This is a genomic window from Streptomyces sp. NPDC005017 (genome assembly GCF_042873115.1).
In the GTDB taxonomy this organism is placed as follows: domain Bacteria; phylum Actinomycetota; class Actinomycetes; order Streptomycetales; family Streptomycetaceae; genus Streptomyces.
Genome location: NZ_JBIALD010000017.1, coordinates 1 through 12,253 on the forward strand (window position 1 = coordinate 1; position 12,253 = coordinate 12,253).

Below are 12,253 nucleotides of genomic sequence, written 5' to 3' on the forward strand. Positions count from 1 at the left end.
GAGTTACCTCGCCGGCCTCCACCTCCGCGCCTCGATGATCTGGATCAACGACCTGCTGAAGACGACTGGTTGATCACAACATCACACAGTCCCTAGGGCGCACGGGGGTGGCGGTCCGCGCGCCCGGCCGTGTCCGGCGGGCCGGCCGGTGTGTCAGGCGGGCTGGTCGGGTGAGGTGCCCGTGATCACCGAGAAGGCGCCGCCCTGCGGGTCGGCGAGCACGGCCATGCGGCCGGCGGCCATGTCGAAGGCCGGAGCCAGGACGGTGCCGCCGGCCCGCACCACGGCCGCCTGGATGTCGTCCACGCCGTCCACGTGGAAGTACGGCTGCCAGGACGGGGGTACGCCCGGCGGAAGCTTGCTCAGGTCCATCATCCCGCCCACGGCGCGCCCGCCCACCCGGAACTCGACGTAGTCCTCGGCGCCGGGAATCTGCGAGGGGGCCGTGGTGACGGGCAGGATCGCCGAGTAGAACGCGGACGCCGCCGGGAGGTCGGGGGTGGTCAACTCGTTCCAGATCAGCGCGCCGTGCTCGTTGACGATGGCCGCGCCGTCGAAGGTGCCGGGCTGCCACAGGCCTACGACCGCTCCGGCCGGGTCGGCGATCACGGCCATCCGGCCGAGGTCCATGACGTCCACCGGGCCGATCACGACCGTGCCGCCGACGTCGGTGACGGACTTGACGGCTGCGTCGAGGGAGTCCGTGGACAGGTACGTCGTCCAGGCGGTCGGCGGCAGCGGGTCGGGCACCGTGCCGTCCGGGTTCATCGCCTTCATGATCCCGGCGACGGGCCGGCCCTTGAGGGTGCAGACGGAGTAGCCGCCCTGCTCGGCGGGGCCGATCTCGCCCTGCCAGCCGAAGAGGTCGCAGTAGAAGTCGAGTGCGGCCTGCTGGTCGGGGGTCATCAGGTCGATCCAGCACGGGGTGCCGGGCTGGTAGGGGCCGTTCATGTCGGGCACGGATGCCTCCGGGATGCCGGTCGGGCGCTCGGGCACCCGGGGAAAGGACGGGTCGTCCCCTACCCGGGCCGGACGTACGGAATCGGGCCGTACGGGTGAATCCGTGCCGTCCCCGCACTCACGGGGCCACCCGTGACGACCACTCGCACGGCCGCTGGGCATGGGCGGACTACCCCTCACGCTAGACTTGCAGAGTTATGCAATTCACTAGTTCTATGATGCGTGGGCGGGGGTTGTGCTGTGGCCGGGTTCGAGCAGGCGGCGCTGGACCGGATCCGTGTGGCGAGGGACCGTCTGGCCGCCGCGCGGGAGAACGACGACGACTTCGAGGCGGCGCAGGCCGCCGACGAGCTGGAGGACGCGCTGCGTGTGGCGCGTGACCACGGCGTCCGCGTCGACGAGGCCCAGGGCCGGTGAAGGCTCCTCCGGCTCCGGCTCCGGCTCCGACCCCGGCCGGTAGCGGGACGTCGCCGACGGCGCGCAGCACAGACCGAGCACTTCCGAATGGAGGCAGGAACCCGTGACGGACGACCACCACGCACAGGCCGCCGCGCCGGACCGGGAGCGGTCGAAGGAGAACGGGGTCGCCCTGCGCGTCTTCCTCTACGTCTTCGGCACGCACCTGATCGCCGGTTTCGTGTACCTGCTCTTCTACCTGGGCCAACACGCCCAGAAGTGACCTGGGCGCCGCGGCTGCCCGGGCCCGGCGGCGCGGCTATTCGGGCCGGGCGGCGCGCAGGTCGGCCAGGAGTTCGGCCTGCCCTTCGAGGACGCCGGAGAGGATGTGCCGGGCGACGCGCAGGAGTTCGGCGACGTCGGGACTGGTGAGCCGGTAGTACACGTTGGAGCCCTCGCGGCGGGTGACGACGAGGTTGGCCTTGCGGAGCACGGCGAGCTGCTGGGACAGGGAGGCGGCCTCGATGCCGACCTCGGGCAGCATCTCCGCGACGGCGTGCTCGCGCTCGCTGAGGAGCTCCAGGACGCGGATCCGGGCGGGGTGGCCGAGGGTTTTGAAGAACTCGGCCTTGAGCTGGTAGAGCGGGGTGCTCACCTGCGTGTTCCCGCCGCCGTCCTCGGCCGTGTCCGTCATGCGTGTGCGCGGCACCTCGTCCACCCGAACTCCTCGTGGCGACCCCGGGAAGGGGGTCCCCGCCAACATGCTGTGACCTCTACAATTGCAGATTCCTGCAACTGATGGACACCCAGGGCACCGACCGGGCCGGCGGGCCGTCGATGCGGTACGCGACGATGTGCTCGGCCAGCAGGGCGTGCTCCTCGTCGCTGTGCTCGCCGGGCAGGTCGGGACGGAAGTCGACCTGGTCCATGCGGGCCTGGGCGGCGACCGCCCGCAGGGCCAGGGCTCCGGCGACGGCGAGGCCGATGATCACCGCGTAGACGAGGTCGAGCACGAGGGTCGCCGCCGCGGTCAGCACCAGGACCACCGCGTCCGGGCGGGTCGCCCTGGCCATGGCCCGCAGGGAGCCGACCTCGACCATCCGCACCGCGGTCGCGAGCAGCACCCCGGCCAGCGCGGCCAGCGGGATCCTCTCGACCAGCGGGGCGGCGGCGTACACGATCACCGTGAGCACGGCGGCGTGGGTCAGCGCGGCGAGCCGCGACGAGGCTCCGGAGCGGACGTTGACCGCCGTACGGGCGATCGCCGCGGTCGCCGGGACACCGCCGAACAGCGGGGCCGCCAGGTTGGCGACGCCCTGGCCGAACAGCTCCTTGTCGGGGTCGTGCCGCTGCCCGACCGTCATCCCGTCCGCGACCGCCGCCGAGAGCAGCGACTCCAGGGCCGCCAGCGCCGCGACCGCCACCGCCGGAGCCAGCAGCGACCCGGCCGCGGAGACGTCGAGGAACGACAGCGACGGCGCGGGCAGCCCGGACGGCAGCTCCCCGATCGGCACCCGACATCCGCGCCGGGGCGGTGAGGTCCCCACGGGACCCGTACGGGACGCCCCGGGGTGCGGTGCCGGCCGTGCGACCGGTCCTCGCCCCGGGGCGTCCCGTGCGGGTGCCCGCCGGATCAGACGTTGCGCCGGTACTGTCCGCCGACCTCGAAGAACGCGTCGGTCACCTGCTGCAGGGAGCAGACGCGGGCGGCGTCCATGAGGACCGCGAAGACGTTGCGGCCCTCCATGGCCGCGGTCCTCAGGGCCGCCAGGGCCTCGTGCGCGGGCTCCTGGTGGGCGGACTGGTAGCCGTGCACGCGGTCCAGCTGCGACTGCTTCTCCGCCTCGGTGGCGCGGGCCAGCTCGATGGCGCCCGGCTCGGCGGTGTCGGCGCTGGGGTTGCGGAAGGTGTTGACGCCGATGAGCGGCAGGGTGCCGTCGTGCTTGCGCTGCTCGTACAGCATCGACTCGTCCTGGATGCGGCCGCGCTGGTAGCCGGTCTCCATGGCGCCGAGGACGCCGCCGCGCTCGCTGATCCGCTCGAACTCGGTGAGCACGGCCTCCTCGACCAGGTCGGTGAGCTCGTCGATGACGAACGACCCCTGGAGGGGGTTCTCGTTCATCGCCAGGCCCCACTCCCGGTTGATGATCAGCTGGATGGCGAGGGCACGCCGGACGGACTCCTCCGTCGGGGTCGTGACCGCCTCGTCGTAGGCGTTGGTGTGCAGGCTGTTGCAGTTGTCGTAGATGGCGATGAGGGCCTGGAGCGTGGTGCGGATGTCGTTGAAGTCCATCTCCTGGGCGTGCAGGGAGCGGCCCGAGGTCTGGACGTGGTACTTGAGCTTCTGGGAGCGCTCGTTGGCGCCGTACTTCTCCTTCATGGCGACGGACCAGATGCGGCGGGCGACGCGGCCGAGGACGGAGTACTCGGGGTCCATGCCGTTGGAGAAGAAGAACGACAGGTTCGGCGCGAAGTCGTCGATGTCCATGCCGCGCGCCAGGTACGCCTCGACGTAGGTGAAGCCGTTGGCGAGGGTGAAGGCGAGCTGGCTGATGGGGTTCGCGCCGGCCTCGGCGATGTGGTAGCCGGAGATGGACACCGAGTAGAAGTTGCGGACCTGGTTCTGGATGAACCACTCCTGGACGTCGGCCATCATGCGCAGCGAGAACTCGGTGGAGAACAGGCAGGTGTTCTGGCCCTGGTCCTCCTTGAGGATGTCGGCCTGCACCGTGCCGCGCACGCTGGCGAGGGCCCTGGCGCGCAGTCCGGCCGCCTCCTCCTCGGTCGGCTCGCGGCCCTCGGCGGCGCGGAAGGCGTCGATCTGCTGGTCGATGGCGGTGTTGAGGAAGAACGCCAGGATGGTCGGGGCGGGCCCGTTGATGGTCATGGAGACCGAGGTGGTCGGCGCGACCAGGTCGAAGCCGTCGAAGAGGGCCTTCATGTCGTCGAGGGTGGCGACGGAGACGCCGGAGGTGCCGACCTTGCCGTAGATGTCGGGGCGCTCGTCGGGGTCGCGCCCGTAGAGGGTGACGGAGTCGAACGCGGTGGACAGGCGGGTCGCGGGCTGGCCCTCGGACAGCAGCCGGAAGCGGCGGTTGGTGCGGAACGGGTCGCCCTCTCCGGCGAACATGCGCGCCGGGTCCTCGCCGTCCCGCTTGAACGGGAACACGCCCGCGGTGAAGGGGAAGCGGCCGGGCAGGTTCTCGCCGCGCCAGAACCGCACGAGTTCGCCGTGGTCGGCGTAGCGGGGCAGGGCGACGCGGGGGATCTTGTTGCCGGAGAGGGACTCGCGTACCAGCTTGGTGCGGATCTCCTTGTCCCGGACCTTCACGACGAGTTCGTCCTGGGCGTACGCCTCGACGACGGCGGGCCAGCCCTCGATCTGCTCGGTGACCTCGGGCGGCAGGGCCCGGCGGGCGCCGTCGAGCAGGGACTGCACGCCACTGTCGTCGGAGCCGGCCTCGACGAGTTCGTCGCGGACGGCGGCGAGGCGCTGGACGCGGCGGGCGGCCTCGGCGAGCACGAGGGTCTCGGAGTGGTACCTGCGGACGGTCTCGGTGATCTCCGCGAGGTAGCGGACCCGGTCGGAGGGCACGACCTGGCGGATGCCGGAGGAGTGCCGGACGTCGACCGCGGGCAGGGTGCCCTCGGACAGCGGCAGGCCCTTCTCGCCGAGCAGGGACCTGAGGTGCTGGTAGAGCGCGGTGACGCCGTCGTCGTTGAAGGTGGCCGCCGAGGTGCCGTAGACCGGCATCTGCTCGGGGCGCATGCCGAACGCCTCGCGGTTGCGGATGAGCTGGCGGGCGACGTCGCGCATGGCGTCGAGGGCGCCGCGGCGCTCGAACTTGTTGATCGCCACCACGTCGGCGAAGTCGAGCATGTCGATCTTCTCGAGCTGGGAGGCGGCGCCGAACTCGGGCGTCATCACGTACAGGCTGGTGTCGACGAAGGGCACGATGGCCGCGTCGCCCTGGCCGATGCCGGGGGTCTCGACGACGACCAGGTCGAAGCCGGCGGCCTTCACGACGTCGATCACGTCGGTCAGGTGCTCGGGCACCTCGCGGCTGCCGCGGGTGGCGAGGCTGCGGAAGAACACCTGGCCGCCGTCGAGGGAGTTCATGCGGATGCGGTCGCCGAGCAGCGCGCCGCCGCCCCGGCGGCGGGTGGGGTCGACCGCGATCACGGCGACGCGCAGCTTGTCCTGCTGGTCGACGCGGAGCCGGCGGACGAGCTCGTCGGTGAGCGAGGACTTGCCGGAGCCGCCGGTGCCCGTGATGCCGAGGACGGGGACCTGCCGCGCGGCGGTGGCGGCGCGCAGCTCGTCGAGGAAGGAGGCGGGCAGCTTGCCCAGCTCGGCGCCGGTGACGGCGCGGGCGACGGCGAACCGGTCGCCGGCGAGTACGGCGGCCGCGTCGGCGGGCTTGGTGTCCCAGAGGTCGAAGTCGCAGTCGGCAACCACGGAGTTGACCATGCCGGCGAGGCCCATGCGCTGGCCGTCCTCGGGCGAGAAGATCGTCACTCCGCTCGCGCGCAGCCGGGAGATCTCCTCGGGCACGATGACGCCTCCGCCACCGCCCACGACCCGCACGTGGTCCGCGCCCTGGGCGCGCAGCGACTCCACCAGGTACTCGAAGTACTCCACGTGCCCGCCCTGGTAGGACGAGACCGCGACGCCGTGCGCGTCCTCCTCGAGCGCCGCGTCGACGACCTCCTTCACCGACCGGTTGTGTCCGAGGTGGATCACCTCGACGCCCTGGGACTGGAAGATCCGCCGCATGATGTTGATCGACGCGTCATGGCCGTCGAACAGGGCTGACGCGGTGACCAGGCGAACGGGATGCACGGGGCGGTGCAGATCACTCATGAGGCCCTCCGGACCGGACACGGGAACGTGACTCGCAGAGATACTAGGACGTCCTACTAAATCACAGGCAGGCCTGCCTGTGTGACCAGGCGCACAGCCACCGGCCCCCGAACCGCGGCCCGGGCCCGGCCGTCGGTCAGGGGGACCCGGCGGGTCCGGAGGGCCCGTCGTACGGGCCCGGACGGGCCGCGGGCGCGTCGTACGCGCCGATCAGGCGGAGCTGGAGCATCGCGGCGAACCGGGCGGACGGGTCCTGGAGGTCGATGCCGCCGACCTCCGTCACCCTGCGCAGGCGGTAACGGAAGGTGTTCGGGTGGACGAAGAGGCGGGACGACGCCGTCACCACGTCCCCGAAGGCGTCCAGCCAGGCCCGTAGCGTCTCGACGAGGTGCGCGTCGTGCCGGGCGTCGTACGCCGCGAGCCGCGCCAGCGGGCCGGAGGGCTCGTCGCGGCGGGCGGCGGCCAGGTCCCGCATCTCCAGCAGTACGGCGTCGGCGTACACGTCGGCGATGGCCGCGACCCGCCGGGACACGTGACCGCCGAGCAGCACGCGCAGCGCACGGTCGGCGTCCTCGCGCGAGCGGGCTAGGGCGGCCGGTTCGGCGGCGACCGAGCCGATGCCGACGACGGCGCCCGCGCGGTCGCCGGTGCGGTGCAGGAAGTCCGAGGCGACCTGGACGGCCCGCTCCCGGGCGTGGTCGGCGTCCGGGGCGGCGGGTGTCACGGCATACGCGACGTCGCCGAGCAGCGCCACGGCCGCGCGGGGCTGCACGGCGGACAGATGCACCGCGAGCGCGCCCGTCAGCCGCTGGCGTTCGACCGCGTTGCGGGCGTGGTCGCCGCCCTGGGCCGGTTCGACGCCCATCGCCATCACGAGCAGGGGCTCCCCGGCCAGCCCGAGCCGGCCGAGCGCGGCGACGGCGCCCGTGCCGCCCTCCAGGGCCGTCGCGACCAGGTCGGCGCGCAGCCGGTGCTCGGCGTCCGCGCCCGCCCGGAAGCGCAGCATGTGCAGGGCCGCCAGTTTGGCCACCTCGCGGAAGGCCCGCTCCCGTTCCGGGGTCAACGGGTCGCGCACCGCCGCCCACACCGACCCCAGCACCTCGTCCCCGGCCCGTACGCCGATCGCCACGCGCGGCAGCGTCACCTCGTCACCCAGGTCGGGCGCGGGGATGTGGACGACGCGGTCGCTGAAGTACAGCTCCCGGAAGACGCCGTGCTCCTCCTGGATGCGCAGATACCGCTCGGGCACCCGACGGGCGAGGATGCTCGCGACCCGCGCCGGGTCCGCCTCGTCCTGCCGCCCGGAGAACGCCAGGATGCGGCTGTCGCGGTCCTCGATGGTGACCGGCGCGTCGAGCAGCGTGGCGATGGCGTTGGCGAGGGCGAACAGGTCGCCGGACGGCAGTCCGCCGAGCGTCTGGCCGCCCGGCTCGCCGACGTCCCCCTCGGCCAGCAGCGTGCGGAGCATCGCCGCCAGCTGTGCCCAGGACGCTCCGGGCGTCAGCGCGAGCAGCGCCACGCCGGTCTCGGCCACCACCGCCTCCAGCGCGCCCAGGTCCTCGACTGGGCCGCGCACGACCAGCGCCGCGGCGCCCCGCAGGGCCGGAAGCCGCAGCAGGTCGGCGATCCGCCGCTCCCCCGTCACGCCCACGCCGAGCACGACGGCGTGCTCGGGGTACAGCTGCTCGTCGTACGGATCGTGGATGCCGACGCCGCCGATCGCGGTGGCCTCGCCGGGGTCGCCGTGGACCAGTTCCAGCAGGGTGGGGCCCAGATCCCCGAGCACACGGCTCAGGCTCCGGGCGGACGGCGTCGACATGGGCCCGATCATCTCCGCAGGCTAGGCGCCCTGTGCGAGGCATGCGTTCGTCGGTGGGTACGAGATTACGTCCCGCGGTTGGTCGTGGCGTACGAAGTCTCCGGGGGCGGGTTCCGGGGGCGTCCGTCGGCCGATACGCCCCCTCGACGGCGGGAGGGCGTGCTGACGGGCTCAGGGCGCATCCGTCGGCCGACGGCGAGAGGGCGCGGGCACGCGGGCGGCGGCCGTCGGCCGGTACGCACCCCCTCCACGGCGGGAGGGCGTGCCGACGGGCTCAGGGCGCATCCGTCGGCCGACGGCGAGAGGGCGCGGACACGCGGGCGGCGGCCGGTACGCACCCTTCGAACGGGAGGGCGGGGAGGGCGCGGGCAGGCGCGTTCGTCGCCGCCGACGAACCCGGCCGCGCGGCTTCGGCGCACGGCACCAACCCCTCGCCCTCCGGCCTTCCTAACGTGGCAGCCATCCCACCCAGGAGGACCACCCGTGCAACCACACGCACCCTCGCCCGTGCCCCGGGGCGACGGCCCGCGGCTCGACGCGATGCTCGCCGACCTCGAAGAACTGGTCACCTGCGAGTCCTACTCCGCCGACCACGCGGCCCTGGCCCGCAGCGCCCGGGTCGTCGCCGACCAGGCCGGCAGGCTGCTCGGCGGCGCCCGCCCGCAGATCCTCGACGTCGAGGGCGTCACCCACCTCCGGTGGACCTTCGGCACGCCCCGCGTCCTGCTCCTCGGCCACCACGACACGGTCTGGCCGACCGGTTCGCTGGCCTCCCACCCCTGGTCGGTGGAGGACGGCGTCGCCCGCGGACCCGGCGTCTTCGACATGAAGGCCGGTCTGGTCCAGATGTTCCACGCGCTGGCGGCCCTGCCCTCCATCGACGGCGTCTGCGTCCTCGTCACCGGCGACGAGGAGGTCGGCTCCCCCACCTCCCGCGCCCTCGTCGAGGACCTCGCCCGCCGCTGCGCGGCCACCCTGGTGCTGGAACCCTCGGCGCCGGGCGGGGCGCTGAAGACCGGCCGCAAGGGGGTGTCGATCTACGACATCACCGTGCACGGCCGGGCCGCCCACTCCGGCCTGGAACCCGAGAACGGCGTCAACGCCGCCGTCGAGCTGGCCCATCAGATCCTCGCCCTCGACCCGCTCGCCGCGTCCGTCGTGGCGGACACCGGCCCGGGGACGACCATCACGCCCACCGTGGCGTCGGCGGGCACCACCACCAACACCGTCCCCGCGCTCGCCCGTGTGAACCTGGACGTCCGCGTGCCCACGGCGGCGGCGCAGGACGAGGTGGACCGCCGGCTGCGCGCGCTGGCGCCCCGGGTCCCGGGCACGCGCCTGCGGATCGACGGCGGCCCGAACCGGCCGCCCCTCGACCCCGACGCCTCCGACGCGCTGTTCACGCTGGCCGTGCGCACGGCTGCCGAACTGGGCCTCGGCCCGCTGCGCGGCGCGGCCGTCGGCGGAGCCTCGGACGGCAACTTCACCGCCGGAGCCGGCTGCCCCACCCTGGACGGACTCGGCGCCGTAGGCGACGGGGCGCACGCCGACCACGAACACGTCCTCGTGGCCGCCCTGCCCGACCGCGCCCGGCTGCTCACCGGGCTGGTGGAGGCGCTGCGTTGAACACGCCCGACATCCGCACGCTGCACCGTGTCGAGGACCTCGAAGCCGTCGCCCGCCTCTACGCGGGCATCTGGGGCACCGACCCCGCCTGCCCGCCCGTCTCCCCCGAGATCATGCGCGCCCTCTCCCACGCGGGCAACTACGTCGCCGGTGCCTACGAGGACGGCCGGCTCGTCGGTGCCTCGGTCGGCTTCTTCGGCACCCCCGTGGGCACCACGCTGCACTCCCACATCACAGGCACCCTGGCGGGCCGCGGCGTCGGCCTGGCGCTCAAACTGCACCAGCGGCAATGGGCGCTGGCGCGCGGCCTGACCCGGATCACCTGGACCTACGACCCCCTCATCCGCCGCAACGCCCACTTCAACCTGACCAAGTTGGGCGCCCGGCCCGAGGAGTACCTCACCGACTTCTACGGAGCCATGGACGACGCCGTCAACGGCGGTGACCCGTCCGACCGTGTCCTCGCCGCCTGGGATCTCACCGCCCCCGTACCAGTCGCGGCCCCGGGCCCCGCGCGGACCGGGGCCGACACGGTCCCGGCCGGTGCCGAGCACGGTCTCCTCGACCGGGCCGGCCTGCCCGTCGCCACACACACCGGCGCCTCGACCGTCCTGATCGACCTGCCCGAGGACATCGAGCGGCTGCGCCGCACCGACCCGTCGGCCGCGCGCGCCTGGCGTCTCGCGCTGCGCGACGTCCTGGGCGGCCTCCTCGCGGAGGGCGCCCGCGTCACCGCCTTCCACGCCCGACGGCGGTACGTCGTCGAGCGCCCTCCGACCACGCCGTACCGACCCGTTCAGGAGCCCACCTCATGAAGCCGAAGATCACCGGTGTCGAGCTGCGCCGTATCGCCATGCCGCTCGTCGCCCCGTTCCGCACCTCCTTCGGCGTGGAGACGCGCCGGGACGTCCTGCTGGTCCGTGTGGTCACCACGGAGGGCGAGGGCTGGGCGGAGTGCGCGGCGATGTCGGAACCCCGGTACTGCGCCGAGTACGTCGACGGCGCCCAGGACGTGATGCGGCGCTTCCTCGTCCCCGCCCTGCCGAAGGACGGGGTGGACGCCGTCGGGGTCGGCCGTGCGCTGGAGCCCTTCACCGGCCACCACATGGCGAAGGCGGCCCTGGAGACGGCGGTGCTCGACGCCCAGCTCCGTGCCTCGGGCGAGTCGTTCGGCGGCTACCTCGGCGCGGCGCGCGACCGGGTCCCCTGCGGCGTGTCGGTCGGCATCATGGACTCGGTGCCCCAGCTCCTCGACGCCGTGGAACGGTACGTCGCCGAGGGCTATGTGCGCATCAAGCTGAAGATCGAGCCCGGCTGGGACGTGGAACCGGTGGGCGCGGTCCGTGAGCGGTTCGGCGACGACCTGCTGCTCCAGGTCGACGCCAACGCCGCGTACACGCTGGTGGACGCTCAGCACCTGGCCCGTCTCGACGCGTTCGGCCTGCTGCTGATCGAACAGCCCCTGGCCAACGACGACATGGTGCAGCACGCGCGGCTGGCGAAGCTGCTGCGGACCCCGGTCTGCCTGGACGAGTCCATCGAGTCCGCCGCGCACGCCGCCGCGGCGCTCTCCCTCGGCGCCTGCTCGGTCATCAACGTCAAGCCGGCCCGCGTGGGCGGCTATCTGGAGGCGCGCCGCATCCACGACCTGGCCCGCGCCCACGGTGTCCCGGTCTGGTGCGGCGGCATGCTGGAGACCGGCATCGGCCGTGCCGCGAACCTGGCCCTCGCGGCCCTGCCCGGGTTCACGCTGCCCGGCGACACCTCCGGCTCCCACCGGTACTTCGCGACCGACGTCACGGAGCCGTTCGTGCTGGCCGACGGCCATCTGGAGGTCCCCACCGGCCCGGGACTCGGCGTCGAGCCGCTGCCGGACGTCCTGGACGAGGTGACCACGTCCCGCGAGTGGCTGGCGCTGTAACGACGAACGCCGGGCACGGGCGCCCGGTCGCCCGTGCCCGACCCGAGCCGTCAGAACCGGCCGGCGTACGGTTCGTCGTTCGGCTCGGACGCGGTGGCCGAGGTGACGGTGCGGTAGGCGGCCCGGGCGTGGGCGAGGCGGGCCAGGGCCGTGCCGACGAGGGTGGCGGTGAGCAGGCAGGCGAGCCAGAAGGTGTCGCGGTGCCCGATCCAGCTGAGAGTGCCCGCGGGCGGGATCGCGAAGCCGTTGAGGAGCAGCCAGCACAGCACGGCCGTTCCCGGGGCCGCGGTGAAGCTGGCGCAGAAGCCGAGCACGGCGGCGAGCAGGGACAGCGCGGCCAGGGCGAGCGCGGGACGGTCCGGGCCCACGGTGGTGTTGAGCAGGGCGACCAGGACCAGTGCGCCGCCGAAGGCCGTCGCCCACACCAGCGGCGTGGCCACGGGCCGGGGAACGGGGCGGGCCCCGGTACTGAGGGACACCCACTCGATCATGTTCACGCTTCCTTCCGGTCCTGCGCGGCGCCGACGGCAGGTTCCGCCTGCTGCCGCGTGCGGACCCTGGAGGACGGATTGTCCCACCGTGCTTCCGCCCGGGCCGCGTGGGCCGGTTGCGGTGCTGGGTAGGGTGACACACCTGCGGCCTCCGAAGAACGGTCGGATCGAGACAG

The 12,253-nt window shown here is 73.3% G+C and carries 10 protein-coding genes and 1 pseudogene; 5 read left to right on the forward strand and 6 right to left on the reverse strand.

Annotated elements, in window-relative coordinates; all coding sequences use genetic code 11:
* Nucleotides 1-153: 153 nt before the first annotated feature.
* Nucleotides 154-951 (reverse strand): VOC family protein, encoded by a 798-nt coding sequence (locus ACFYR0_RS24480; protein ID WP_389332246.1) that lies wholly within the window; start codon nt 949-951, stop codon nt 154-156.
* Between the two features lie 249 nt (nt 952-1,200).
* On the opposite strand from ACFYR0_RS24480, the gene ACFYR0_RS24485 reads away from it, so the two are divergent.
* Both ACFYR0_RS24485 and ACFYR0_RS24490 read left to right on the forward strand, forming a co-directional pair.
* Nucleotides 1,201-1,377 carry a hypothetical protein gene (locus tag ACFYR0_RS24485; protein ID WP_389331862.1) on the forward strand — a complete coding sequence of 59 codons (177 nt, stop codon included), beginning with the start codon at nt 1,201-1,203 and terminating at the stop codon, nt 1,375-1,377.
* 103 nt (nt 1,378-1,480) lie between these two features.
* Complete coding sequence (locus tag ACFYR0_RS24490; RefSeq protein WP_389331865.1) at nt 1,481-1,639, forward strand: DUF6126 family protein; 159 nt, start codon at nt 1,481-1,483, stop codon at nt 1,637-1,639.
* A 36-nt stretch (nt 1,640-1,675) separates the two neighbouring features.
* On the opposite strand, the gene ACFYR0_RS24495 is transcribed toward ACFYR0_RS24490, so the two are convergent.
* The 4 genes and pseudogenes from ACFYR0_RS24495 to ACFYR0_RS24510 form a co-directional block, all read right to left on the reverse strand.
* Nucleotides 1,676-2,011: an ArsR/SmtB family transcription factor gene (locus ACFYR0_RS24495; RefSeq protein WP_386382661.1), complete on the reverse strand. Its 336-nt coding sequence runs from the start codon at nt 2,009-2,011 to the stop codon at nt 1,676-1,678.
* A gap of 172 nt (nt 2,012-2,183) precedes the next feature.
* Nucleotides 2,184-2,867 (reverse strand): annotated as a pseudogene (locus tag ACFYR0_RS24500) (SulP family inorganic anion transporter); the annotation flags it as partial.
* A 122-nt stretch (nt 2,868-2,989) separates the two neighbouring features.
* Nucleotides 2,990-6,220: a fused isobutyryl-CoA mutase/GTPase IcmF gene (gene icmF / locus ACFYR0_RS24505; protein WP_389331868.1), complete on the reverse strand. Its 3,231-nt coding sequence runs from the start codon at nt 6,218-6,220 to the stop codon at nt 2,990-2,992.
* A gap of 136 nt (nt 6,221-6,356) precedes the next feature.
* Nucleotides 6,357-8,039, reverse strand: coding sequence for a PucR family transcriptional regulator (locus ACFYR0_RS24510; protein WP_389331871.1), 1,683 nt, complete (start codon nt 8,037-8,039; stop codon nt 6,357-6,359).
* 540 nt (nt 8,040-8,579) lie between these two features.
* Between ACFYR0_RS24510 and ACFYR0_RS24515 the strand changes: the two genes are divergently transcribed.
* From ACFYR0_RS24515 to menC, 3 genes are read left to right on the forward strand one after another with little or no spacing between them, the layout of a single operon-like run.
* Nucleotides 8,580-9,665, forward strand: coding sequence for a M20 family metallopeptidase (locus ACFYR0_RS24515; protein ID WP_389332249.1), 1,086 nt, complete (start codon nt 8,580-8,582; stop codon nt 9,663-9,665).
* Nucleotides 9,662-10,480, forward strand: a complete 819-nt coding sequence (locus tag ACFYR0_RS24520; RefSeq protein WP_389331874.1) for a GNAT family N-acetyltransferase — start codon at nt 9,662-9,664, stop codon at nt 10,478-10,480. The genes ACFYR0_RS24515 and ACFYR0_RS24520 overlap by 4 nt, the downstream gene beginning before the upstream one ends.
* Nucleotides 10,477-11,586 (forward strand): o-succinylbenzoate synthase, encoded by a 1,110-nt coding sequence (gene menC / locus ACFYR0_RS24525; RefSeq protein ID WP_389331877.1) that lies wholly within the window; start codon nt 10,477-10,479, stop codon nt 11,584-11,586. Before ACFYR0_RS24520 ends, menC begins: the two co-directional genes overlap by 4 nt.
* A gap of 50 nt (nt 11,587-11,636) precedes the next feature.
* Here the strand turns inward: menC and ACFYR0_RS24530 are convergent, their stop codons facing one another.
* Nucleotides 11,637-12,077, reverse strand: coding sequence for a hypothetical protein (locus ACFYR0_RS24530; RefSeq protein ID WP_389331880.1), 441 nt, complete (start codon nt 12,075-12,077; stop codon nt 11,637-11,639).
* Between the last annotated feature and the right edge of the window lie 176 nt (nt 12,078-12,253).